The sequence below is a fragment of the Pseudomonas sp. S3_B11 genome, assembly GCF_054667715.1.
In genome coordinates this window covers 3643282-3667670 of sequence record NZ_CP162749.1, presented here as the reverse complement: position 1 = coordinate 3667670, position 24389 = coordinate 3643282, and the positions used below count along the sequence as shown (strand labels likewise).

At 62.1% G+C, this 24389-nt stretch carries 17 protein-coding genes and 2 pseudogenes; 10 read left to right on the top strand and 9 right to left on the bottom strand.

Going from position 1 to position 24389, the window contains the following annotated elements; translation table 11 throughout:
• The first annotated feature begins 169 nt into the window (after positions 1–169).
• From AB4O22_RS16465 to AB4O22_RS16455, 3 genes are all read left to right on the top strand, one after another.
• Positions 170–919 (top strand): hypothetical protein, encoded by a 750-nt coding sequence (locus AB4O22_RS16465; protein WP_460096752.1) that lies wholly within the window; start codon positions 170–172, stop codon positions 917–919.
• A 107-nt stretch (positions 920–1026) separates the two neighbouring features.
• Positions 1027–1812 carry a sulfite exporter TauE/SafE family protein gene (locus AB4O22_RS16460; RefSeq protein ID WP_003200084.1) on the top strand — a complete coding sequence of 262 codons (786 nt, stop codon included), beginning with the start codon at positions 1027–1029 and terminating at the stop codon, positions 1810–1812.
• 267 nt (positions 1813–2079) lie between these two features.
• On the top strand, positions 2080–2628 hold the full coding sequence (locus AB4O22_RS16455) for a DUF4174 domain-containing protein (RefSeq protein WP_003200085.1): 549 nt from the start codon (positions 2080–2082) through the stop codon (positions 2626–2628).
• Positions 2629–2692: 64 nt separating this feature from the next.
• Here the strand turns inward: AB4O22_RS16455 and ampC are convergent, their stop codons facing one another.
• Complete coding sequence (gene ampC, locus AB4O22_RS16450) at positions 2693–3841, bottom strand: class C beta-lactamase (protein ID WP_223471636.1); 1149 nt, start codon at positions 3839–3841, stop codon at positions 2693–2695.
• 271 nt (positions 3842–4112) lie between these two features.
• Between ampC and AB4O22_RS16445 the strand changes: the two genes are divergently transcribed.
• A complete protein-coding gene (locus AB4O22_RS16445) occupies positions 4113–4991 on the top strand; it encodes a Dyp-type peroxidase (protein WP_223471637.1) in 879 nt (292 codons plus the stop codon).
• A gap of 78 nt (positions 4992–5069) precedes the next feature.
• Entirely contained in the window at positions 5070–5816 is a 747-nt protein-coding gene (locus AB4O22_RS16440) for an SDR family oxidoreductase (RefSeq protein ID WP_003200090.1), read from the top strand.
• 115 nt (positions 5817–5931) lie between these two features.
• Here AB4O22_RS16440 and mapR read toward each other — a convergent pair whose 3' ends face one another.
• The 3 genes and pseudogenes from mapR to AB4O22_RS16425 form a co-directional block, all read right to left on the bottom strand.
• Complete coding sequence (mapR, locus tag AB4O22_RS16435; protein WP_003200093.1) at positions 5932–7341, bottom strand: GntR family transcriptional regulator MpaR; 1410 nt, start codon at positions 7339–7341, stop codon at positions 5932–5934.
• 182 nt (positions 7342–7523) lie between these two features.
• Positions 7524–8939, bottom strand: a pseudogene (ccoG, locus tag AB4O22_RS16430) (cytochrome c oxidase accessory protein CcoG).
• 288 nt (positions 8940–9227) lie between these two features.
• Positions 9228–9464 carry a DUF3203 family protein gene (locus AB4O22_RS16425; protein ID WP_003200097.1) on the bottom strand — a complete coding sequence of 79 codons (237 nt, stop codon included), beginning with the start codon at positions 9462–9464 and terminating at the stop codon, positions 9228–9230.
• A gap of 135 nt (positions 9465–9599) precedes the next feature.
• Here AB4O22_RS16425 and AB4O22_RS16420 point away from each other — a divergent pair, with 135 nt between their 5' ends.
• The gene (locus AB4O22_RS16420; RefSeq protein WP_003200100.1) at positions 9600–10100 is read left to right on the top strand and encodes an MgtC/SapB family protein; all 501 of its coding nucleotides are present in this window, start codon (positions 9600–9602) and stop codon (positions 10098–10100) included.
• Positions 10101–10241: 141 nt separating this feature from the next.
• On the opposite strand, the gene AB4O22_RS16415 is transcribed toward AB4O22_RS16420, so the two are convergent.
• Positions 10242–10406, bottom strand: a complete 165-nt coding sequence (locus AB4O22_RS16415; protein ID WP_013692690.1) for a hypothetical protein — start codon at positions 10404–10406, stop codon at positions 10242–10244.
• 211 nt (positions 10407–10617) lie between these two features.
• Between AB4O22_RS16415 and AB4O22_RS16410 the strand changes: the two genes are divergently transcribed.
• From AB4O22_RS16410 to glgB, 3 genes and pseudogenes are all read left to right on the top strand, one after another.
• A complete protein-coding gene (locus tag AB4O22_RS16410; RefSeq protein ID WP_460096749.1) occupies positions 10618–12615 on the top strand; it encodes an alpha-1,4-glucan--maltose-1-phosphate maltosyltransferase in 1998 nt (665 codons plus the stop codon).
• 169 nt (positions 12616–12784) lie between these two features.
• Positions 12785–16129 carry a maltose alpha-D-glucosyltransferase gene (gene treS, locus AB4O22_RS16405; RefSeq protein ID WP_460096747.1) on the top strand — a complete coding sequence of 1115 codons (3345 nt, stop codon included), beginning with the start codon at positions 12785–12787 and terminating at the stop codon, positions 16127–16129.
• A gap of 11 nt (positions 16130–16140) precedes the next feature.
• A pseudogene (glgB, locus tag AB4O22_RS16400) lies at positions 16141–18374 on the top strand (1,4-alpha-glucan branching protein GlgB).
• Positions 18375–18502: 128 nt separating this feature from the next.
• Here glgB and gudD read toward each other — a convergent pair.
• On the bottom strand, positions 18503–19846 hold the full coding sequence (gudD, locus tag AB4O22_RS16395; protein WP_223473122.1) for a glucarate dehydratase: 1344 nt from the start codon (positions 19844–19846) through the stop codon (positions 18503–18505).
• Positions 19847–19874: 28 nt separating this feature from the next.
• A complete protein-coding gene (locus AB4O22_RS16390; protein WP_003200111.1) occupies positions 19875–21221 on the bottom strand; it encodes an MFS transporter in 1347 nt (448 codons plus the stop codon).
• Positions 21222–21558: 337 nt separating this feature from the next.
• On the opposite strand from AB4O22_RS16390, the gene AB4O22_RS16385 reads away from it, so the two are divergent.
• Positions 21559–22269 carry a FadR/GntR family transcriptional regulator gene (locus AB4O22_RS16385; protein WP_460096745.1) on the top strand — a complete coding sequence of 237 codons (711 nt, stop codon included), beginning with the start codon at positions 21559–21561 and terminating at the stop codon, positions 22267–22269.
• A 248-nt stretch (positions 22270–22517) separates the two neighbouring features.
• Here the strand turns inward: AB4O22_RS16385 and AB4O22_RS16380 are convergent, their stop codons facing one another.
• Positions 22518–23699, bottom strand: coding sequence for an acetyl-CoA C-acetyltransferase (locus AB4O22_RS16380; RefSeq protein WP_003200115.1), 1182 nt, complete (start codon positions 23697–23699; stop codon positions 22518–22520).
• Between the two features lie 11 nt (positions 23700–23710).
• Positions 23711–24376 carry a CoA transferase subunit B gene (locus AB4O22_RS16375; RefSeq protein ID WP_003180355.1) on the bottom strand — a complete coding sequence of 222 codons (666 nt, stop codon included), beginning with the start codon at positions 24374–24376 and terminating at the stop codon, positions 23711–23713.
• Between the last annotated feature and the right edge of the window lie 13 nt (positions 24377–24389).

Below are 24389 nucleotides of genomic sequence, written 5' to 3'. Positions count from 1 at the left end.
CCATTAATAAGGATTTATCAATTAAAAAGTAAGACTAATTGAGTGAGGGGGATGTTGCTGGAGACCGAAGGTTTGCTCCGGGTACTGCACTTTTGCGATTTTTGCCGCTCTATCCATGGCCTGGAAGCGACGACCCCCCATCGCTTCCCCATGCCCAGACCGAGATTCGATGGCCGCTGTTTTTTATTCTGTGACGAGATTGCGCCGTTGTTGCCTGGCATTGTTGGTCGGTGTGTCGATGCTGTTCAGCGGCGGCTGCAGCCATCAGCAGGGGCAGGACATGGTCACGCAGTTCAGCAACGCCAGGCCCCAGGAGTTCTTGCAGACCAGCGTCGATCGCATGGCCACGTTGTCGATGCACGACAACCTGCAAAGCCTCTATCTGCTGATGAACAAGCTGTACCTGCGCAACCCCGAGGAACTGCGCAAGTCCGGTTTTCTCGACGTCCGCACTGCGGAAAAACAGGTGCGCATGGCCATCGAGCAGCAACAGCCCTTGCCGACCCTGGGTGGCAAGAAGGACCTGGCAGCCCTGAGCTATGCCATGAGCCCGGAATTTCTCGGCGATCGGGTAGGGGCGTTCATCTATGCCATTGGCAGCATGCTGGTCACCGCGCACGGCAATCGCCTCGAGTTCTACATGACCGACACCATCGACCCGCGTTTTGTCAGCAACGCGGCGCGCAATATCGAAAAGGCCACCTGGCTGCTGAGCCAGCGGCAGAACAAGGACGGCAAGCTGTTGCTGTTTTCCAATGAGATTTCGGAGGAGGGCAGCAACCTGAGTTTCGCCGTGGAGTTCGGAAAAATCGTCGCCCGATTGGACCTGCTGACCCAGATGCTCGATGAGCGCTACCGGCGGATCGGCTTGAATTACGCCCAGAGCCTGCTGTTCCTCAACTTCCTGCCGGTTCAGTGAAGCTATGGAAAAGGAATAAAGATAGATCACATCGATATAGGAGGTTATAAGAAAAATCGCTATGCTCGCGGCCAGATTTTTCACGCGGTCGTGCTGAGACGGGTTTAATGGATTTCGGTAATGTCGGTTTAGTCGTTGCAGGCCTGGTGGTCGGTTTCATCGTTGGGATGACCGGCGTCGGCGGTGGTTCGCTGATGACCCCGATCCTGTTGTGGTTTGGTATCAACCCTGCGACGGCGGTAGGTACGGACCTGCTGTACGCGGCTATTACCAAGTCTGGTGGTGTCCTGGTTCATGCAAAAAATCGCAACATCGACTGGGCGATTACTGGCTGGCTGACGTTGGGCAGTGTGCCGGCGGTCGGCTTGACGCTGTGGTTCCTCAGCAGCCTGCACAGCTCCCCCGAGGCGATGAACGCGGTAATCAAGCAAGCCTTGGGCTTTGTGTTGTTCGCCACCGCCCTGGCGATCCTGTTCAAGAAGCGCCTGCTGCAATTTGCCCACGACCGCGCTGGCGGCCACTACAACCCCTCCGGTTCGCGCCTCAATGTGCTGACGGTCATCACTGGCCTCGTGCTGGGTGCGATGGTCGCCTTGACCTCCATCGGCGCTGGCGCCCTGGGCACTGTCGCGCTGTTCATCCTCTACCCGTTCCTGGTCACCAAGCGCCTGGTGGGCACCGAGATCGCCCACGCCGTACCGCTGACCCTGGTGGCTGGCCTGGGCCATGCGAGCATGGGCAACATGGACTGGCACATCCTGGGTTTCCTGCTGATCGGTTCGTTGCCGGGGATCTACCTGGGCAGTCATTTGTCGGGACGCATCTCCGACGAATTGCTGCGCCCGTGCCTGGCGGTGATGCTGGCGATGATCGGGTTCAAGCTGGCGTTCTAGAACAGTCAGCTCAAGTCCAATAGTGTGGGAGCGAGCTTGCTCGCGATAACGGTGTGTCAGTCGACTCGATGTTGGGCGTCATGACGCTATCGCGAGCAAGCTCGCTCCCACAATTAGTCTCTCCCGACTTCAGCGCTCTCCTTGCGGTTGCGCAATGAACCCCCTGGCCTAAGCTTCAAGTCAGGCAGGCGCAGTATTGAGCGACTCTCGCGGAACAATCGCCGCCCTGTGCAATCAGTACAGCGTAAATATCAAAAGGAGAGGCGCATGCTCATTCGGTCGTTGACCTTCGCTACCTTGCTGGCCATCGCCGGCCCACTGTTCGCTGCCGATGGCGACTCGCCGCTGTTGGCGGACGCAGGCAAGTCACGTCCCCTTGTCGTCATCGCGCCCAGCACGGTCGACCCTGCCTGGGTGAGCCTGAAAAAGGCCTTGGATGAACCGGCAGGCAAGCAGGGCTTTTCCGAGCGCAACATGGTGCTCTATACCGTGCTCAATACCATTGGGCAGCGCGATGGCAAGGATCTGGATCCGCAAAGCACCATGGCGTTGATTCGCTCGCTCAAGCTGGGAGCCGGAGCACAGACCAAGATCATCCTGGTGGGCAAGGACGGGGAAAAGAAGCTTGAGCATTCCGGGGCGATCGAACTGAAAGACCTCTTCGATGCCGTCGATAAACTGCCTGCGGCAGAGAAAGAAGCAACACCTCCAGCCCCACCACCCGCGCCAGAGCCTGCACCGACCAAGGATGCGAAAGGCGCCAAGCCTGGCAAGGCAGTCAAGCCGGCGGGGCCGGTGAAGCCGCTGGATGATTGATTTCCGCCGACAGACTCTTATGATGAGGGGATAAATCCCCTCGCCACAAGTGAGCCCAGCCGATTTATTTCACGTCCAGCGCAGCGAGGATCCGATGCGCCGCTTTCACCCGTTCTTCGATCGGGTAGTTCCTGTTGGCAAGCATGACGATCCCCATGTCCTTTCCGGGTACGAACGCCGCGTATGCGCCGAAACCGTTGGTAGATCCTGTCTTGTTGACCCAGGCGCCGTCCGGCGCTGGGCGGGGCGGGTTGAGAGGTTCGACTTTTTGTGGGGTCAGGGCCATTTGCGGTGTGTTGCCAGCGAGCAGGTCATCCAAGGTGAACGGAGCGGGGTAGAACTCCCAGCCCAGCCCCTGATTCATCCCGCCAACCCTGTAGAAACCTGTATGCGTCGTGGCGATCGCTTGCTTCAGATCCGCGTCCAGTTTTTCCGGTCGCAGGTTGGCCTCGAGGAAACGCATCAGGTCCGATGAGCTGGTTTTCACCCCGTAGGCCTCGGAGTCCAGGGCTCCCGGTCCGACCCGGACGGGCTTGCCGTCTTTTGCATAACCTTGGGCGTATCGGCCCAACTGATCCTGCGGCACCCGCACATAGCTGTGCTGGAGGCCCAGCCCTGGCATCAGCGTGCGCTCCATCACCTCGTCAAACGGCCGCCCCAGGCTGCGGGCTGCCAGATAGCCGAACAGGCCGATGCTCGGGTTTGAATAGAGCCGCTGGGTGCCGGCCGGGTAGAGCGGCTTCCAGGTCGTGTAATAACTGAACATCCGGTCCGGATGGTCCGCCTCGGCGGGGAACTGCAACGGCAGGCCTCCGGCGGTATAGGTGGCGAGGTTGAGCAGGCTGATGCCCTCGAAGGCACTGCCGCGCAGCTCGGGAGCAAAGCGACTGGCCGGGTCCGCCAGGGACAGCTTGCCCTGGGCCTGGGCATAGGCGCCAAGGGTGGCGGTGAAGGTCTTGCTGATCGAGCCGATTTCGAAGAGGGTCTGGTCGGTGACCGGCTTTTTCGTGTCCTTGGAGGCCACGCCGTAGTTGAAGTAATGGCGTTGACCGTTGTAGGTGATCGCCACGGCCATGCCGGCGATGTCCTGTTGCTTCATCAAGGGCTGGATCGTGGCATTGACAGCGTCTTCAATACGATCCTGGGCAAAGCCCGGAGCTGCCCCGCAGACCAGGAAAAAAGTGCCTGCGAGTATCGATTTGGCCATGTGCATGTCGGACCGTCTCCTTGGATGGCGGTGGTTCAAGCTGCTCTGTATCCAGCAGCTTTCGATGCCTGAGTGCATCTTGGGGTGGTCAATCTAGGAGGTTTTCGGTTGCTCGGCAATCGGTGCTCATCCGGCTCGAGGGCGCTTCGGAGTCGTCCGACTGGGCCGCAGGAGTGTTCCTACGAAAATCTTCGGTCGTCGGCTTTCGGTGTCGCATGGCAAACCACACAAACCCCCGGCTGCCGGGTAAACTTGCGCTCTTTCTAAAGGAGTTCACATGAGTTACTACCAGCCCGGCATTCTCGCCACCCCTGTTCCGCCTCAGGCCCGTCATTTGTTTTTTGCCCTGGAATCGGTCGAGGCATTGCCGGCTGCGATAGACAAACTCCTGTTGCTGGTCGATGGGCGGGTCGTGGTCGGCTTTGGCGAATCGCTGGTCCAGGCGCTGGGCGCCCAGGTCGAAGGCCTGCGAGCCTTCCCTGCCTTGGCCGGCGTGGGCGTGGACAACCCCTCGACCCAACACGCGCTGTGGTGCTGGCTGCACGGCGAAGACCGCGGCGAGCTGATGCACCGCAGTCGCGCCATCGAGGCGGTGCTGGCCCCGGCGCTGCGCCTGGTGCAGATGAACGAAACCTTCCGCCATATGACCGGCCATGACCTGACCGGCTACGAAGACGGCACCGAAAACCCTCACGACGAAGCGGCCATCGCCGCCGCCCTGACCCAGGGTGTCGATGGGGTGCGCGGTGGCAGTTTCGCCGCGATCCAGCAATGGCAGCACGATCTGGATGGCTTCGCGGCGATGCAACCCCATGAGCGCGACAACATCATGGGCCGTCGCCTGAGCGACAACGAAGAACTCGACGACGCGCCGGAATCGGCCCACGTCAAGCGCACCGCCCAGGAAAGCTTCGCCCCGGAGGCGTTCGTGGTGCGTCGTTCCATGCCGTGGATCGAAGGCGACCGTGCGGGGCTGATGTTCCTGGCGTTCGGTTTCTCCCTCGATGCTTTCGAGGCACAACTGCGCCGCATGAGTGGCCTGGAAGACGGCATCACCGATGGCCTGTATCGCATGAGCCGGCCAATCACCGGCGGCTATTACTGGTGCCCGCCACTGTTGGACGGACGCCTGGATCTGCGCGCCCTGGCCCGGTAAGCGCAACGGTTTGTGCAAAGCGTGACGTGAACGCTATTCTTGGGCCGGATGTCTATCCGTGGAATGGGGGAAGCAAACGTGGATAAAGTCATCGTCATCACCGGTGGCGGCCGCGGAATCGGGGCGGCCACGGCGCTGTTGGCTGCCGAGTTGGGCTATCGGATCTGCATCAATTACCAGTCCGATGAGAGTGCTGCGCAGGAGGTGCTCGAACAGGTCCGGGCCAAGGGCGCGCAGGCGATTGCCGTGCGGGCCGACGTGAGCATCGAAGACGAAGTGATCGGCCTGTTCGACCGGGTGGACGCCGAGCTGGGCCGTGTCACCGCCCTGGTGAACAACGCCGGCACGGTCGCGCAGAAATCCCGGCTCGATGAAATGTCCGAATTCCGCATTCTCAAGATCATGAAGACCAACGTGCTGGGGCCGATTCTTTGCGCCAAGCACGCGGTGCTGCGCATGTCGCCCAGGCACGGCGGGCAGGGTGGCAGCATCGTCAACGTCTCGTCGGTGGCCGCGCGCTTGGGCGCACCGGGGGAGTACGTCGATTACGCGGCCTCCAAGGGCGCGCTGGACACCTTCACCATCGGCTTGTCCAAGGAAGTGGCCGGCGAAGGCATTCGCGTCAACGCGGTGCGCCCCGGCTACATCTACACCGATTTCCATGCCCTGAGCGGTGACCCGGACCGGGTCAGCAAGCTGGAATCAGCGATCCCCATGGCCCGGGGCGGGCGTCCGGATGAAGTGGCCGAAGCGATTATCTGGCTGTTGTCGGACAAGGCTTCGTATGCGACCGGGACGTTTGTGGATCTGGGGGGCGGGCGCTGAGTCCTGGGGTGTCTGTTTCGGCCCTATCGCGAGCAAGCTTTGCTCCCACAGGGGACAGTGTTCCGATGTGGGAGCAAAGCTTGCTCGCGATGGCGGTCTGACGGACAACCCGATATCAGAACGAACGAATAATCCGCCCCAGCGTCTCCATGGCCTTTTCCGAGGCCTCGGTCCACGGGCTGCCGTAATTCAAGCGGATGCAATTCCTGAAACGCCGGGTTGGTGAAAAGATCGGTCCCGGCGCGATGCTGATGCCCTGGGCCAGGGCCATCTGGAACAGCTTGAGCGAATCCATCTGCTCCGGCAGCTCCAGCCACAGGAAGTAGCCCCCCGCCGGCTGGCTGACCCGGGTCTGGGCGGGGAAGTAGCGGGCGATGGCGGCGAGCATCGCGCTTTGCTGTTCCTCCAGGGCATAGCGCAGTTTGCGCAGGTGACGGTCGTAGCCGCCGTGTTGCAGGTAGTCGGCGATGGCGGCCTGGGCCGGCATCGAGGCGCACAACGAGGTCATGAGCTTGAGCCGTTCGATCTTCTGCGCGTAGCGCCCGGCGGCGACCCAGCCGATGCGATAACCCGGTGCCAGGCTCTTGGCGAACGAACCGCAATGCATCACCAAGCCTTCGGTGTCGAACGCCTTGGCAGGCTTGGGGGCCTGCTGGCCGTAATAGAGTTCGGCGTACACGTCGTCCTCGATCAGCGGCACCTGATGGCGGCGCAGCAACTCTACCAACGCCTGTTTGCGCTCCTCGGGCATGGTCGCGCCCATGGGGTTCTGGAAGCTGGTCATGCACCAGCAGGCCTTGATCGGATGGCGCTCCAGTGTCTGCGCCAGCACGTCCAGGTCGATGCCGTCGCGCGGGTGCACGGGAATTTCCACGGCCTTGAGCTTCAGGCGCTCCAGTACCTGCAGGCTGGCGTAGAACGCTGGCGCTTCGATCGCCACCAGATCGCCGGGTTCGGTCACGGCTTGCAGGCACAGGTTCAACGCTTCCAGGGCGCCGTTGGTGACCAACAGCTCCTCCATGGGCAGCATCAACCCGCCGACCATGTAGCGCAGGGCGATCTGTCGGCGCAGTTGCGGGTTGCCTGGCGACATGTCCGTGACCACCATTCGCGGGTCCATGTCCCGTGTTGCGCTGGACAGCGAACGAGACAGCCGTTGCAGTGGGAACAGCATCGGGCTGGGGAATGCCGAGCCGAACGGTACGGTGGCCGGGTCCTTGATCGAGTCGAGGACCGAAAATACCAGCTCACTGACGTCGACTTCGGTGGACTCGTGCACCTGGCTGCTGATCGCAGGCTCCGAAAACGGGCTCGGCGCATGGGTGTTGACGAAGTAGCCGGAGCGCGGCCGGGCCCGGATCATGCCGCGTCGTTCCAGCAGGTAATAGGCCTGGAACACGGTGGACGGGCTGACACCGTAGGTCTGGCTGGCGTAGCGTACCGACGGCACACGCTGACCTGGCCCCAGCATGCCCGAGCGGATCAGTTCAGCGATGTCGTCGGCAAATTTCTCGTAGCGTTTCATGGTGGTGCCCAGTCTTGAATGACGCGTGGTTTGCGCTTTTTAAACTGTGGGAGATTCTGTGGGAGCAAAGCTTGCTCGCGACGCAGGCGACACGGATCAACAGTAAGGTCGCGTTATCGTTCTTCGCGAGCAAGCTTTGCTCCCACACGCTCGCTCCCACAGGTGCCCGGCATCTTAAAGCTTCAACGATTCATCGGTGCGACAAAACGGCTCTTGGCGATGCTGTAGATGCCTGGCTCGTCGCTGTCGGCGACCTTGAACGTCATTTCCTGGGAGCCTTTGCCGGGCCGTTCGCTGAGCATCGCCACCGACACCGGCACATCGACGATTTCCCCCCCGGGGCCAGGCTCAGTTGGGTCTTGCCTTGCAGGATGAAGCCGTCGCCGTCCACCAGGGACAGATGGTAATCCTGGCGCTGTTGGGTCTTGTTGATGATTTTCAGGCTGTAGATGTTCTCGATCTGGCCTGCGCTGTTTTCCCGAAACAGGCCACGGTCCTTGCTGACGTCCAGCGACACCATGGGCCGTTGCATCAGCGCCACGACCAGCGCGCCGATCATCACCAGCAGCACGGCGGTATAGCCGATCAGGCCGAGGTCGCAGCAGGTGAGTCTTGCCACCCTGCAGCTGATGTTCGGAGGTGTATTTGATCAGGCCGCGGGCGTAGCCCATCTTGTCCATGATCGAGTCGCAGGCATCGATGCAGGCCGCGCAGCCGATGCACTCCATCTGCAGGCCGTCGCGGATGTCGATGCCGGTGGGGCAGACCTGCACGCACATCTGGCAGTCGATGCAGTCGCCCAGACCAATATTGGCCGGGTTTGCCTCGCGTTTGCGTGGGCCGCGGATTTCACCGCGGGCCGCATCGTAGGAAATGGTCAGCGTGTCCTTGTCGAACATCACGCTCTGGAAGCGTGCATAGGGGCACATATGCATGCACACCGCTTCACGCAGCCAGCCGGCGTTGAGGTAGGTGGCTGCGGTAAAGAAGAGCACCCAGAACAGACTCACGCCGGCCATTTGCAGGGTCAGCAGTTCTTCGGCCAAGGGGCGGATCGGCGTGAAGTACCCCACGAACGTCAGGCCGGTGAGCAGGCTGATGGCCAGCCACAGCGTGTGCTTGGCGCTGCGGCGCAAGAGTTTGTTCAGGCCCCAGGGCGCGGCCTGCAGTTTGATCCGCTGGTTGCGTTCGCCCTCGGTGATTTTCTCGCACCACATGAAGATCCAGGTCCAGGAACTCTGCGGGCAGGTGTACCCGCACCACACGCGGCCGGCAAACACGGTGATCGCAAACAGGCCGAAGGCGGCAATGATCAGCAAGGCCGACAGCAGGATGAAATCCTGGGGCCAGAAGGTCGCGCCAAAGATGTGGAATTTGCTTTCGGAAAGGTCCCAGAGCACCGCCTGGCGTCCGCCCCAGTTCAACCACACCGTGCCGAAGAACAGCAGGAACAGAACCCCCGCACCGCTGATGCGCAGGGTACGAAACAAACCGGTGAAGCTGCGGGTGTGGATCAGGTTGTCGGTGCTCCTGGCCTTTATCTTCGTTGGCGCAGGTTCGAACGTCTGTATCAACTGGACGGGGATTCTATCGCTCATGGTCGGTCGCTCATCAGCCTCTATCTGGCCGGGGCACTATGACCATGGAACTGTTTGCATAACAGACTCAGGTGTTTCGATAAAAACCGGATCAGATGACGCGAAACCCAGGCCCTGCGACACTTTGATGCACCCGAGGACGAGCGAACATACCGTTGAGGCCAGGGGGTAGTGGGAGCAAAGCTTGCTCGCGATACAGACACCTCGGTTCAAGAAGTATCGTGTTGTTTTCATCGCGAGCAAGCTTTGCTCCCACGGATTGAACACCTCGCAGAGGCTTCAAGCCGTTCAGATCGCCGAGCCGCTGTCGCTGGCCTTCAGGTGCTTGCGCCCGTCGACTGCGCCGGCCACGGTCAGTGCATCGGCCTCGGCCTCGGTGATGTAGACCCGGTCGCCATTGAGCTCCACGACTGACATGGCCTTGTCCGGGTCGGTGATGATGGTCAGCTCGCTGGCAGGGCGCTGTTCGGTGCCATTGGGGGTTTCGAAATGGCAGGTCTGGTTGTCATCGATACGGACAGTCATGGTGTTGCTCCTTCTGGGGTCATGTACGTTAGGTCGTGCGGCCAAGCCGGGGTTCGTTGCGGCTGATCAGCGGTCGGGCGCACCTCTGGCGCCGCCTGCGGTCCATCGTTTATCGAATGAAAAAGAGGACGGTCCATGGACGCCTGGTGGCATGAAGTCTGGGTAACCCTGCAGGCGGAATTCGCCGACATCACCGATGCCCAGCAGATGACCCGGGTCACGGTGCGTCTGCTAATGGCCGCGCTGTTGGGCGGCATTTTGGGTTTCGAGCGCGAACACAAGGGCAAGGCTGCCGGCGTGCGGACCCACATGCTTGTGGCCCTGGGGGCGGCGCTGTTCGTATTGGTGCCACAGATGTCCGGGTCCCAGGCCGACGCGATGAGTCGGGTGATACAAGGCGTGGTCGCCGGCATCGGTTTTCTCGGCGCCGGCACCATCCTGAAAAACACCGACGGCGACGAAGGTCACGTCAAGGGCCTGACCACGGCTGCGGGCCTCTGGATGACCGCCGCCATTGGCGTCGCCGCCGGGCTGGGCCGGGAGGCGACGGCGGTGCTCAGCACGGTGCTGGCGCTGGCGATCTTCAGTGTGATGCCGGTGATCGTCCGGGCGCTGGAGAAGGGCGGCAAGCCATAGCCTGAGCATAAGACTTGAACATTAAACTTGTGGGAGCGAGCTTGCTCGCGATGGCGGAGGATCAGCCAGTCACTATGCTGATTGACAGTCTGCTATCGCGAGCAAGCTCGCTCCCATAGGGGGCAGCTCCAAGTCGTTGGCTCAAACCCGCTCCGGCGGCGCCTCGCTCGGCGGGTCGCCCAGCGGCGGTTGTGGGTCCAGTGGCGGGTCTTTCTCTGGAATCGGCTCGGGATCAGGGCCGGGCGGGGGCAAGGTGGGGTCGTCGATGTTCGGATCGGGTGTTTCGGCCGGGATGGGAATGTTCATCGGGACGGGTCTCCGTGACGCACATGGCTTGAGTCGTGCTTATTGTTGTTGACCACCTTGCACCGGCTTTGATCCCCGGGATGCATCGGGGTAAATCCCTCTGAACTTTTAGCCGCTGATCCGGTTCGGAGTTTAAGTGAGTTTTTTCAGGGACCCGTTGGGCCTTTACCGCCACAAGCGCGTCCATGGGGCGTAAAAGGAGCGATGCTCGATGACTGCCGAACACCCGACTGAACTGGCCTACAACCCGCATTTGCCGCTGTCCCAAGCCTTGCTGTTGCCGCGTATCGCTATTGAAAGCACCATGCCGGTGATCGACGGCGGGCAATTCGCCGCCAAGGCCGTGGCTGGACAGGACGTGACAGTGACCAGCAAAGTCTTCGCCGATGGTCATGACAAGCTGGCCGTGCGCATTCGCTGGCGTGCGCTGCAGGATGAAGTGTGGAACAGCGAGGTCATGAGTGACCTGGGCAACAACGGCTGGCACGGCCAGTTCAACGTGCCGGAACAAGGCCGCTATGTGTTTTGTATCGAGGCCTGGATCGATCAGTTCGCCAGTTTTCGCTACGAGCTGGAGAAGAAATTCGGTGCAGGAGTGCCGATCAGCCTGGAGCTGCAAGAAGGGCGCAGCCAAGTGCAAATGGCCGTCGAGCGCAGCACGGGTGAATTGAGCGAGCAACTGGCGGCCTTGCACCATGAGCTCTCCGGCTTGTTGCCGACCGAGCAGGTGGCGCTGTTCCTGGCGCCGCGCAGTGCCGATCTGATGTCCCGGGCCGATCATCGCCCGTACTTGAGCATCAGCCCCGAGTATCCGCTGGATGTGGAGCGCAAGCTGTCCGAGTTTGCCAGCTGGTATGAGCTGTTTCCCCGATCGATCACCGACGATCCCCAGCGCCACGGCACTTTCAACGACGTGCATTCACGCCTGGCGGTGATCCAGGACATGGGCTTCGACGTGCTGTACTTCCCGCCGATCCACCCCATCGGTCGCAGTTTCCGCAAAGGCCCGAACAATTCCCTCACTGCCGGTCCCGACGACCCGGGCAGTCCGTATGCCATTGGCAGCGAGGAGGGCGGGCACGAGGCCATTCACCCGCAATTGGGTAGCCGCGAGGACTTCCGGCGCCTGGTGGCGGCGGCCGCTGACCACGGCCTGGAGATCGCCCTGGACTTCGCGATCCAGTGTTCCCAGGATCACCCCTGGCTCAAGCAGCACCCGGGCTGGTTCAGCTGGCGGCCGGACGGCACGATCAAATATGCGGAAAACCCGCCGAAGAAATACCAGGACATCGTCAACGTTGATTTCTACGCGGCCGATGCGATTCCCAGCCTGTGGACGGAGCTGCGGGACATCGTGGTGGGCTGGGTCAAGGAAGGCGTGAAGATATTCCGCGTCGACAACCCTCACACTAAACCGTTGCCGTTCTGGCAATGGCTGATCGCCGATGTGCGGGCGCAATATCCTGAAGTGATCTTCCTGGCTGAAGCGTTCACTACGCCGGCCATGATGGCGCGGCTGGGCAAGGTCGGTTACTCCCAGAGCTACACCTATTTCACCTGGCGCAACACCAAGGCTGAGCTGGCGACCTACTTCAGTGAGCTCAATGAATCGCCGTGGCGTGAATGCTACCGGCCGAATTTTTTCGTCAACACGCCGGACATCAACCCGGCCTTTCTCCATGAGTCGGGGCGCGCCGGTTTTTTGATCCGCGCGGCCCTGGCAACCATGGGCTCAGGCCTGTGGGGCATGTATTCGGGCTTCGAGCTGTGTGAGTCGGCACCGGTGCCGGGCAAGGAGGAATACCTCGATTCGGAGAAATACGAGATCCGCCCCCGGGACTTCACCGCGCCGGGCAACATCATTGCCGAGATCGCCCAGCTCAACCGCATCCGCCGGCAGAACCCGGCGCTGCATACCCACTTGGGCCTGAAAATCTACAACGCCTGGAACGACAACATTCTGTATTTCGGCAAGCGCACCGCCGACGGCAGCAATTTCATCCTGGTGGCGGTGAGCCTTGATCCGCACAACCCGCAGGAAGCCAGTTTTGAGTTGCCGCTGTGGGAGATGGGCCTGCCCGACGACGCCCAGACCCAGGGCGAGGATCTGATGAATGGACATCGCTGGACCTGGTACGGCAAGTACCAGTTCATGCGGATTGACCCGGCGTACCAGCCGTTCGGGATTTGGCGGATCAGCGTGGCGTGATGCTGTGGGAGCAAGGCTTGCCCGCGATGAAGAGGGCGCGGTCTCCCTGAGGAATCGAGGTGCCTGCATCGCGAGCAAGCTTTGCTCCCACAAAGCGCAGGCCTCACAACACAAAAAGACCTCACAAGCCTGTATCCCGCGGCTTTATTGAATTCATCAGGAGTTGCAAATGGCGAAGAAACCCCGGTCTGCCACCTTTATCAAAGACCCGCTCTGGTACAAGGACGCGGTGATCTATCAGGTCCACGTAAAATCCTATTTCGACTCCAATAACGACGGGATCGGTGACTTTCCCGGCTTGATCGAAAAGCTCGACTACATCGCCGATCTGGGCGTCAACACCATCTGGCTGCTGCCGTTCTATCCTTCACCCAGGCGCGACGACGGTTATGACATTGCCGAATACCGCGGCGTCAGCCCCGACTACGGCACCATGGCCGATGCGCGGCGGTTCATTGCCGAAGCCCACAAGCGCAACCTGCGGGTGATCACCGAGCTGGTCATCAACCACACCTCGGACCAGCACCCCTGGTTCCAGCGCGCGCGCAAGGCCAAGCCGGGTTCGAAGGCGCGGGACTTCTACGTCTGGTCCGATGACGACCACAAGTACGACGGCACGCGCATCATCTTCCTCGACACCGAGAAGTCCAACTGGACCTGGGACCCGGTGGCGGGCCAGTACTTCTGGCACCGCTTCTACTCCCACCAGCCCGACCTCAACTTCGATAACCCGCAGGTCCTCAAGGCCGTGTTGTCGGTGATGCGCTACTGGCTGGACATGGGCATCGACGGCCTGCGCCTGGACGCCATCCCGTACCTGATCGAGCGCGACGGCACCAACAACGAAAACCTGCCCGAGACCCATGACGTCCTGAAGCTGATCCGCGCCGAGATCGACGCCAACTACCCCGACCGCATGTTGCTGGCCGAAGCCAACCAGTGGCCGGAGGACACCCAGTTGTACTTCGGCGATGTCGACGCCCAGGGGATGAACGGTGACGAATGCCACATGGCCTTCCACTTCCCGCTGATGCCGCGCATGTACATGGCGCTGGCCCAGGAAGATCGCTTCCCTATCACCGACATCCTGCGCCAGACCCCGGAGATCCCCGCCAATTGCCAATGGGCGATTTTCCTGCGCAACCATGATGAGTTGACCCTGGAGATGGTCACCGACAAGGAGCGTGACTACCTGTGGAACTACTACGCCGCCGACCGTCGGGCGCGTATCAACCTGGGCATTCGTCGGCGCCTGGCGCCGTTGGTGGAGCGCGACCGTCGTCGCGTCGAGTTGCTCAACAGCCTGCTGCTGTCGATGCCTGGCACGCCAACGCTGTACTACGGCGATGAAATCGGCATGGGCGACAACATCTACCTCGGCGACCGCGATGGCGTGCGTACGCCGATGCAGTGGTCCATCGACCGCAACGGCGGTTTCTCCCGTGCCGACCCGGCCAGCCTGGTGCTGCCGCCGATCATGGACCCGCAGTACGGCTACCAGTCGGTCAACGTCGAGACTCAGGCCGGCGACCCGCACTCGCTGCTCAACTGGACCCGGCGCATGCTGGCGGTGCGCAAGCAGTCCAAGGCCTTTGGCCGTGGCACGTTGAAGATGCTCTCGCCGAGCAATCGCCGGATCCTGGCCTATACCCGCGAATACACCGGGCCCGACGGCAAGCACGAAATCATCCTCTGCGTGGCCAACGTGTCCCGCAGCGCCCAGGCTGCTGAACTGGATCTGTCGACCTACGCCGGCATGGTCCCGGTGGAGATGCTCGGCGGCAATGCCTTTCCACCCATCGGCCAGTTGAACTTCCTGCTGACCCTCGCGCCGTACGGCTTCTATTGGTTCGCCCTGGCAACCGAGAACCAGATGCCGAGCTGGCACGTGGAGCCGGCCCAGAGCCTGCCGGACTTCACCACCCTGGTGCTGAAAAAACGCCTGGAAGAATTGCTCGAAACGCCATCGCGCACCACGCTGGAGCAAACCATCCTGCCGAGCTGGTTGCAGAACCGGCGCTGGTTCGCCGGCAAGGACAGCGCGATCGAGAAGGTCGAGATAGTCTATGGCGTGCGCTTTGGTGACCCGCAGCACCCGGTGCTGCTCAGCGAAATCGATGTCACCAGTGGCGGCCAGACCCTGCGTTATCAGCTGCCGTTCGGCCTGCTCGCCGAAGACCAGGTCGGTGCGGCATTGCCGCAGCAACTGGCGTTGTCGCGGGTACGTCGGGTGCGTCAGGTGGGCTTGATCACCGATGCATTCAGCCTGGAAAGCTTCGTGCGCGCCGTGCTGCACAGCATGCAGGCCGCCACGGTGCTGCCGTTCGCCGAAGGTGAGTTGCGCTTCGAACCCACCGAAGGCCTGGCTGCGCTGAACCTGGGCGAAGAGCCGGAGGTGCGCTACCTGTCCGCCGAACAGTCCAATAGTTCGGTGGTGGTGGGCAGCGGCCTCGTGCTCAAGCTGATTCGCAAGGTCGCCTCGGGTGTGCACCCGGAACTGGAAATGAGCGCCTACTTGACCGCCGCCGGTTTCAGCAACATCTCACCGCTGCTGGGTTCGGTGGTTCGCCGCGACGTCCAGGGTGAAGATGCGCTGCTGATGATCGCCCAGGGCTACTTGAGCAATCAGGGCGATGCCTGGGAATGGACCCAGAACAACCTCGAACGCGCCCTGCGCGATGAGCTGGCGGACGCGGTGTCCGAACAGGAGCAGCATTACAACGCCCTGGGCGAACTGAAGGATTTCGCCGGCATGCTCGGCCAGCGCCTGGGGGAAATGCACCAGGTATTGGCCCAGGCCACCGACGACCCGGACTTCGCGCCGCAGGCTACCAACGTCAAGCAAGCCCAGGCCATCGGCAAGGACGTGGCCGCCCAAGTGGAAAACGCCTTGCGCCTGCTCAAACAGAACCAGGGCCAATTGAACCCCGCGGACCAGGCCATGGTCGCACGTTTGCTGGAGCACAAGAAAACCGTCCTGGCCCATGTCCAGACGCTGGCCGGCAAGGCTGAGGGAGGCTTGCGCATTCGCGTCCACGGTGACCTGCACCTGGGGCAGGTGCTGGTGATCAAGGGCGACGCCTACCTGATCGACTTCGAAGGTGAGCCGGCGCGGCCATTGCATGAGCGACGGGGCAAGCACAGCCCCTATAAAGACGTCAGTGGCGTGTTGCGTTCCTTCGATTACGCGGCGGCCATGGCGATTCACTTGCACACCGTCGACAGCACGGCCGATGCCGATGCGGCGCGGCAAAGGGTCGCCGATCGTTATTTGAAAGAGGCTCGCCAGGCATTTGTCGAGGCATATCGGCTGGCGGCAGCTAGTCTTGCCCATGAGTGGAAGGATGCTGAAGGCGAAGACGCCGCACTGGCGTTGTTCGGCCTGGAGAAGGCGGCCTATGAAGTGGCCTATGAAGCCGAGAATCGCCCCACCTGGCTGCCCGTGCCGTTGCACGGTCTGGTCGGGTTATTGAGTGGGCTGCAACCCTTTTCCGACGTAGCCGGACCGATTTAGTGGAGAGAATCATGAGTGTCTCGAACAAAGAACCACAGGGGCAGGCCAAAGAGTCGTTGCTGCCGGCGCCCCATGACATCGACGCGCTGGTGCGTGCCGAACACCACGACCCGTTTTCCATCCTGGGGCCTCATGGCGACGACGCCGGCGGCCAATTCATTCGCGCGTATCTGCCCGGAGCCCTGAGCGTGCATGTGCTGGCCCGCGATGGCGGCGAAGAGCTGGGGGAGCTGCAATCCACCGCAACCCCGGGACTGTTCGTCGGCCATTTCGACCGTACCCAGGCGTACTTGCTGCGCACCCGTTGGGCCGGCGGTGAGCAAGTTGCCGAAGACCCCTACAGCTTCGGTCCGCTGCTGGGAGAGATGGACCTTTACCTGTTTGGCGAGGGCAATCACCGCGACCTCAGTTCCTGCCTCGGTGCGCAACTGACCACAGTCGATGGCATCGACGGCGTGCGGTTCGCTGTCTGGGCGCCGAACGCCCGACGCGTTTCGGTGGTCGGGGACTTCAACGTCTGGGACGGGCGTCGGCATCCGATGCGCATCCGTTATCCGTCCGGCGTGTGGGAGATATTCATTCCCAGGCTGGGCCCCGGCGAAGGTTACAAGTATGAAATCCTCGGCGCCCACGGCATCCTGCCGCTCAAGGCCGACCCGGTGGCCCTGGCCACGCAGATGCCGCCAGACACGGCGTCGAGAGTCGCCTCACCCCTGAAGATCGAGTGGCAGGACGACGAGTGGATGCAGCACCGTCGCGAGCGGCATCTCCCGGGTGCGCCGCTGTCGATCTACGAATTGCACGCCGGCTCCTGGCAGTGCGAAATCGACGAGGCGGGGGAGGTGGCCCGGCAGTACAACTGGCATGAAATGGCCGAGCGGCTGATCCCGTATGTCAAGGACCTGGGCTTCACCCACATCGAGCTGATGCCGATCATGGAGCACCCGTTCGGCGGCTCCTGGGGCTATCAGCCGCTGTCGCAATTCGCGCCGACGGCACGCTTCGGCTCGCCGGACGATTTCGCGGCGTTCGTCAACGCCTGCCACCAGGCCAATATCGGCGTCATCCTCGACTGGGTGCCGGCGCATTTTCCCACCGACACCCACGGCCTGGCCCAGTTCGACGGCACTGCGCTGTACGAATACGGCAACCCGCTGGAAGGCTTCCACCAGGATTGGGACACGCTGATCTACAACCTGGGCCGCACCGAAGTGCACGGTTTCATGCTGGCGTCGGCGCTGCACTGGCTCAAGCATTTCCACGTCGATGGCCTGCGGGTGGATGCCGTGGCCTCGATGTTGTACCGCGACTATTCGCGCAAGGCCGGCGAGTGGGTGCCCAACCGCCACGGCGGACGGGAAAACCTCGAAGCGATCGATTTCCTGCGGCACCTCAACGATGTGGTGGCGCTGGAAACCCCGGTGCGCTGGTCATCGCCGAAGAATCCACGGCGTGGCCGGGCGTCAGCCAGAGCACCCAGCAGGGCGGCCTGGGTTTCGCCTACAAGTGGAACATGGGCTGGATGCACGATTCGCTGCACTACATCCAGCAAGACCCGGTGTACCGCGCCCATCACCACAACGAACTGAGCTTCGGCCTGGTGTATGCCTGGTCCGAGCGCTTCGTCCTGCCGATTTCCCATGACGAAGTGGTTCACGGCAAACGCTCGCTGATCGACAAGATGCCCGGTGACCGCTGGCAGAAATTCGCCAACCTGAGGGCCTACCTCAGCTTCATGTGGGGGCATCCCGGCAAGAAGCTGTTGTTCATGGGCTGTGAATTCGGCCAATGGCGCGAGTGGAACCACGACCAGCAGTTGGACTGGTACCTGCTGCAATACCCTGAGCACCGTGGTGTGCAGAAACTGGTCAGCGATCTGAACCGTCTGTATCGCGAAGAGCCGGCGCTGCACGATCAGGATGACGCGCCCCAGGGGTTCCAGTGGTTGATTGGTGACGATGCGCTCAACAGCGTCTACGCCTGGCTGCGCTGGAGCAAGGAGGGCCGGCCGGTGCTGGTGGTCGCCAACTTCACACCGGTGCCGCGCGAGGCCTACCGGGTCGGCGTGCCGTTCGGCGGGCGCTGGGTCGAATTGCTCAACAGCGATGCCGACACCTACGCCGGTTCCAACTATGGCAATGGCGGTGGTGCCTCCACCGAAGAGGTGCCCAGCCATGGCCAGGCCCTGTCGCTGGAACTCAACTTGCCGCCGTTGGCGGTTTTGATCCTGCGGCCGGAGGGTTAGTCGCGAGTCTTGCCGTGCAACCCTGTGGGAGCGAGCCTGCTCGCGATGGCGGTGGATCAGTCACCTGGATAGAGGCTGACACTGCGCAATCGCGAGCAAGCTCGCTCCCACAAGGGATATTGCTCGCTTCAGCGAACCAGGCACGGCCGCTTGTTGTTGAACGTCCAGCCTGGAATCAGGAACTGCATCGCCACCGCATCGTCCCGCGCGCCAAGGCCCATGCCCTTGTACAACTCATGGGCCTTGGCCAGTTGGTCGGTGTCCAGCTCAATCCCCAGCCCCGGTTTTTTCGGCACTTGCACGCAGCCGCCCTGGATCTGCAACGGTGCCTTGGTCAGCCGCTGGCCGTCCTGCCAGATCCAATGGGTGTCGATGGCCGTGATGTCGCCCGGTGCGGCAGCGGCCACGTGGGTGAACATCGCCAGGGAAATGTCGAAGTGGTTGTTGGAGTGCGAGCCCCAGGTCAGGCCCCATTCATTGCACATCTGCGCCACCCGTACCGAACCCTGCATGGTCCAGAAGTGCGGATCGGCCAGGGGAATGTCCACGGACTGCAAGGTGATGGCGTGGCCCATCTCGCGCCAGTCGGTGGCGATCATGTTGGTGGCGGTCTTGAGGCCCGTGGCGCGGCGGAACTCGGCCATGACTTCGCGGCCGGAGTAGCCGTTCTCGGCACCGCAAGGGTCTTCGGCGTAGGCCAGCACCTTGTGCTGGTCGCGGCACAAACGAATGGCTTCCTTGAGTGACCAGGCACCGTTCGGGTCCAGGGTAATGCGTGCCTGGGGAAAGCGTTCGGCCAGCGCCGTAACCGCTTCGATCTCCGCGTCGCCTTGCAGCACGCCGCCCTTGAGCTTGAAGTCCTGGAAACCATAGCGGGCGTGTGCCGCTTCGGCCAGGCGGACCACGGCGTCGGCGTCCAGGGCCTTCTCATGGCGGATGCGGAACCAGTCGTTGTCGGCGTCCGGCTCGCTGCGGTAGGGCAGGTCGGTCTGCTGGCGATCGCCGACGTAAAACAGATAGCCGAGCATCTTCACTTCATCGCGTTGCTGGCCTTCGCCAAGCAGGGCGGCGACCGGTACGTCCAGGTGTTGGCCGAGCAGGTCCAGCAACGCCGCTTCCAGGCCGGTCACCGCGTGGATGGTGATGCGCAGGTCGAACGTCTGCAGGCCACGACCGCCGGCATCGCGGTCGGCAAAGGCGTGGCGCACGGTGTTGAGGATCTTCTGGTATGTGCCGATGGGGCTGCCGACCACCAGCGAACGGGCGTCTTCGAGGGTCTGGCGAATGCGCTCGCCACCGGGCACTTCGCCCACGCCGGTGTGGCCGGCGTTGTCTTTGAGGATGACGATGTTGCGGGTGAAGAACGGGCCGTGGGCGCCGCTGAGGTTCAGCAACATGCCGTCATGGCCGGCCACGGGCACGATCTGCATGCTGGTGATGATCGGGGCTTTGCTGGTTTCTGGGGTGCTCATCTGTAATTATCCTTGAACAATCGAATGATCAGACGTGGCTGGCGGCCGGGTCGGCTGGGGTTGTCACGGCTTTGGGCTTGGGCGTGTTGCGTGCGGCAAACACGATGATCGCGGCAATGATCGAGGTGGCCGCCAAGCCATAGAGGCCGCCCTGGATCGAGCCGGTGTTCTGTTCCAGCAGGCCGAACGTGGTTGGGGCGACGAACCCACCGAGGTTGCCCACCGAGTTGATCAGGGCAATCACCCCGGCGGCGATCCGGGCGTCCAGGTAAGCCTGGGGAATTGGCCAGAACAGCGACGACGCCGACTTGAAGCCCAGGGCCGCGAAGCAGATGGCGACGAAGGCGAAGATCGGCCCGCCGGTGGTGGACATGAACATCCCGGCTGCCGCGATCAACAGGGCCGTGGCGACCCAGGCCTGCTGGAATTTCCACTTGGCCGACAGCGAGGCGAAGGCGTACATGCCGACGATCGACAACAGCCACGGGATCGAGTTGAACAGCCCGACCTGGATGTCGCTCAGTTCGCCCATTTTCTTGATGATGCTCGGCAGCCAGAACGTGGCGGCATAGATCGTCAATTGGATGAAGAAGTAGATCAGGCAAAACAGGATGATCTGGCGGTCCTTGAGCAACTGGCCGATGGACAGTTTGATCGGCGAGGCGGCTTCTCGTGCGCGCTGTTCATCGTCGATGGTTTTGACCAGCACATCTTGTTCTTCGCGGCTCAACCATTTGGCGTCGTGGGGCTTGGAGTCCAGCCAGAACCAGACGAAGACGCACAGGCCGACGGAAAACATCCCTTCGATGAAGTACATCCACTGCCAGCCGTGCATGCCCAGGCCATTGATTTGCAGCAGCAGCCCCGACAGCGGGCCGGAGATCAGCGACGCGATGGCCGAACCGCTGAGGAAGATGGCGATGGCTTTGCCGCGTTCGACACCCGGCAGCCAGCGAGTGAAGTAGTAGATCACCCCAGGGAAGAAGCCGGCTTCGGCCACGCCCAGCAGGAAACGCAGGATGTAGAAGTGGGTTTCGTTCTGGATGAAGGCCATGCCCGCGGCCACCAGGCCCCAGGTGAGCATGATGCGGGTCAGCCAGATACGGGCGCCGATTTTTTGCAAGAGGATGTTGGACGGGACTTCGAACAGCGCGTAGCCGATGAAGAACAGGCCGGCGCCAAAGCCGTAGGCCGCGGCACCGATGCCCAGGTCGTGCTCCATATGGGCGCGCACGAAGCCGATGTTCACGCGGTCGATGTAGTTGACGATAAACATGATGACGAACAGCGGCAGGATGTGGCGCTTGACCTTGGCGATGGCCGACAGCAGCACCGGATCCGCTCCGGCATTCGCCTTGAGGCTGGATGTGTTCACTGGTTTTTCTCCCACTCGTTATTTTTATGCGGGGCATCGTGCAGGTGCCGATGTTGATAGACATCATACAACTTGATTTTTTTGAGTGACAAGATATTTTTTAGCGCGATTGGATGGGCGGTCAGACTTTTTAATGCTGTATTTGTTGGGTGTCGTTGAGGTTTTTGACGGTGTGCAGGGCGCACGGTGCGATAGAGGTCGAGCTTTTATGGGCGTTGATTTTCGAAGTTAATCGCCAGGCGCGGTGTGTTGTCATACAAGTTGGGCGTTCTGTAATGCTCACTCTCAAGCCTGCTGATGGTAGGATCGACCAGCCTGTTTTCGAGGAACCCTGGCGATGCAAGACACCGAAGCGCCGCTGCGCAAGCGTACCCATAACCTGGCCCATGACCTGGTGGCGAAGCTGAGCCAGAGCATCTTGCTGGGACAGTTGAAACCCGGGGAAAAACTGCCATCGGAAGGTGCCATCGTTCGCGAGCATGGCGTCAGCCGGACCGTGGTGCGCGAGGCGATTTCCAAGTTGCAGGCTTCGGGGCTGGTGGAGACCCGCCACGGCATCGGCACCTTTGTGCTGGCGCAAACCGGCGAGCCGGGGTTGCGGCTCAATGTCGACACTGCGGCGGGTGTTCGGGCAATCCTGGAGCTGCGCCTGGGCCTGGAAACCCAGGCGGTGGCATTGGCGGCCCAGCGTCGCAGCGAACACCAGTTGCAGCAGATGCGCCATGCGCTGGATGACTATCAGCGGCTGTCCAGCAACAATGACAGCTGTGTCGAGGCCGACCGGCGCTTCCATCTGCTCATCGCCGAAGCCACGGACAACGCCTGTTTTGTTGAAATCATGCAGCACCTGGGCAGTGCGATGATCCCCAGGACCCGAGTGAACGTGGCCGAACGCGGCCAGGCGGACCTGGGCAAGCTGGCACAACTGGCCAACCTCGAGCATGAGGCGATCTTCAACGCCATCAAACGCCAGGACCCGGACGCCGCCCGCGCCGCCATGTGGCTGCACCTGACCAACAGCCGCGACCGGTTTGGCGCAGGTTCCTGACGGCTCATCGTCGCCTGACCCACCGCCATCGCGAGCAAGCTCGCTCCCACAGGGGATTGGCGGTGGGCACAGAATCCCAGAACACCACAGATCCACTGTGGGAGCGAGCTTGCTCGCGATGAGGTCGGTAGGCCATGCGCAAAACAGCAGGCAAAAAAAACCGGCGCAACCGAGGTTGCGCCGGTGGTGGTGCCAGTGGTTGTGCGGATATTCGTGGGTCCGCGCAACCACCGTTGAACCTGTATCGGTTATGCCCGTTCCAGCGCCAGGGCCACGCCTTGGCCGCCGCCGATGCACAGTGTCGCGAGGCCTTTCTTGGCGTCGCGCTTGATCATTTCATGCAGCAGCGACACCAGGACTCGGCACCCCGATGCGCCGATAGGGTGGCCCAGGGCGATGGCGCCGCCGTTGACGTTGACCTTGTCCATGTCCCATTTCAGTTCCCGGGCCACGGCCAGCGATTGGGCGGCGAAGGCTTCGTTGGCTTCGACCAGGTCCAGTTGATCCAGCGACCAGCCAGCCTTGTCCAGGCAGCGGCGGGTAGCCGAGACCGGGCCAATGCCCATGATGGCCGGGTCGACGCCGGCATTGGCGTAGGCACTGATTTTCGCCAGCACGGGCAGGCCCAGGGCCTTGGCTTTTTCCGCGCTCATCAGGATCACCGCAGCGGCGCCATCGTTGAGCGAGGACGCGTTGCCCGCGGTGACGCTGCCGTCCTTCTTGAAGGCAGGCTTGAGCTTGCCCAAGGATTCGGCGGTCGTCCCGGCGCGCGGCTGTTCGTCGGTGGCGAACGCCACAGGATCGCCTTTGCGCTGGGGAATCAGGATCGGCGTGATCTCATCGGCGAACCGACCGCCCTCGATGGCGGCGACGGCCTTCTGCTGGGACGCGGCAGAGAAAGCGTCCTGCTCCTCGCGGCTGATGCCGTACTTGTCCACCAGGTTCTCGGCGGTGATGCCCATGTGGTAATCGTTGAAGGCATCCCACAGGCCGTCGGTGATCATGCTGTCGATCATCTTCGCGTGGCCCATGCGCAGGCCGGTGCGGGCGGCCGGCAACACGTACGGGGCCAGGCTCATGTTCTCCATGCCGCCGGCGATGATGACGTCGGCGTCGCCACAGCGGATCGCCTGGGCGCCCAGGTGCAATGCCTTGAGGCCCGAGCCGCAGACCTTGTTCAGGGTCAGCGCCGGCACCGCATGAGGCAGGCCGGCCAGGATCGCCGCCTGGCGAGCCGGGTTTTGCCCGGATCCTGCGGTCAGCACCTGGCCAAGAATCACTTCATCGACCTGTTCGCCCGACAAACCGGTCTGTTCCAGCAGGCGACGAATCACCGCGGCACCGAGTTCCGGCGCGGGAATGGAAGCCAGCGAACCCTGGAAACTGCCGATGGCGGTACGGGTAGCGGCGACAATCACGACTTCTTGCATCGAATCTCTCCTCACTGGGCAGCGAACTGCATTTCAGGCACGTGGTCCGGCACGATCAATTTGCCGGCGGTCTTGGCGACGATTTCCTCGACGCTGACGCCCGGGGCACGTTCTTTCAGGATGAAGGCGCCGTCCTGGATTTCCAGGTAGGCCAGGTCGGTCAACACCCGCTTGATGCAACCGGCGCCGGTCAGCGGCAGGCTGCAACGCGGCAGCAGTTTCGACTCGCCGTCCTTGGACGCATGGGTCATGGTGACGATGATGTTCTCGGCACCGGCCACCAGGTCCATCGCGCCGCCCATGCCCTTGACCAGCTTGCCGGGGATCATCCACGAGGCAATATTGCCTTCCACGTCCACCTCGAACGCGCCGAGCACGGTCAGGTCGATATGCCCGCCACGGATCATGGCAAACGATTCGGCCGAAGAGAAGATCGACGCGCCAATGCGCGCGGTGACGGTCTGCTTGCCGGCGTTGATCATGTCGGCATCGACTTCGGCTTCGGTGGGAAACGCACCCATGCCGAGCAGGCCGTTTTCCGATTGCAGCATGACTTCCATGCCTTCGGGAATGTAGTTGGCGACCAGGGTCGGAATGCCGATGCCCAGGTTCACGTAGTAGCCGTCCTGCATTTCGCGGGCGACGCGTTGAGCCATTTGTTCGCGGGAAAGTGCCATGTTGTTATTCCTT

What these genes read in the sequence shown, in the direction of transcription:
- AB4O22_RS16465 (WP_460096752.1), top strand. Translation starts at nt 170, where the DNA reads ATGGCCGCTGTTTTTTATTCTGTGACGAGATTGCGCCGTTGTTGCCTG.
- AB4O22_RS16460 (WP_003200084.1), top strand. Translation starts at nt 1,027, where the DNA reads ATGGATTTCGGTAATGTCGGTTTAGTCGTTGCAGGCCTGGTGGTCGGT.
- AB4O22_RS16455 (WP_003200085.1), top strand. Translation starts at nt 2,080, where the DNA reads ATGCTCATTCGGTCGTTGACCTTCGCTACCTTGCTGGCCATCGCCGGC.
- ampC (WP_223471636.1), bottom strand. Translation starts at nt 3,841, where the DNA reads ATGCACATGGCCAAATCGATACTCGCAGGCACTTTTTTCCTGGTCTGC.
- AB4O22_RS16445 (WP_223471637.1), top strand. Translation starts at nt 4,113, where the DNA reads ATGAGTTACTACCAGCCCGGCATTCTCGCCACCCCTGTTCCGCCTCAG.
- mapR (WP_003200093.1), bottom strand. Translation starts at nt 7,341, where the DNA reads ATGAAACGCTACGAGAAATTTGCCGACGACATCGCTGAACTGATCCGC.
- AB4O22_RS16425 (WP_003200097.1), bottom strand. Translation starts at nt 9,464, where the DNA reads ATGACTGTCCGTATCGATGACAACCAGACCTGCCATTTCGAAACCCCC.
- AB4O22_RS16420 (WP_003200100.1), top strand. Translation starts at nt 9,600, where the DNA reads ATGGACGCCTGGTGGCATGAAGTCTGGGTAACCCTGCAGGCGGAATTC.
- AB4O22_RS16415 (WP_013692690.1), bottom strand. Translation starts at nt 10,406, where the DNA reads ATGAACATTCCCATCCCGGCCGAAACACCCGATCCGAACATCGACGAC.
- AB4O22_RS16410 (WP_460096749.1), top strand. Translation starts at nt 10,618, where the DNA reads ATGACTGCCGAACACCCGACTGAACTGGCCTACAACCCGCATTTGCCG.
- treS (WP_460096747.1), top strand. Translation starts at nt 12,785, where the DNA reads ATGGCGAAGAAACCCCGGTCTGCCACCTTTATCAAAGACCCGCTCTGG.
- gudD (WP_223473122.1), bottom strand. Translation starts at nt 19,846, where the DNA reads ATGAGCACCCCAGAAACCAGCAAAGCCCCGATCATCACCAGCATGCAG.
- AB4O22_RS16385 (WP_460096745.1), top strand. Translation starts at nt 21,559, where the DNA reads ATGCAAGACACCGAAGCGCCGCTGCGCAAGCGTACCCATAACCTGGCC.
- AB4O22_RS16380 (WP_003200115.1), bottom strand. Translation starts at nt 23,699, where the DNA reads ATGCAAGAAGTCGTGATTGTCGCCGCTACCCGTACCGCCATCGGCAGT.
- AB4O22_RS16375 (WP_003180355.1), bottom strand. Translation starts at nt 24,376, where the DNA reads ATGGCACTTTCCCGCGAACAAATGGCTCAACGCGTCGCCCGCGAAATG.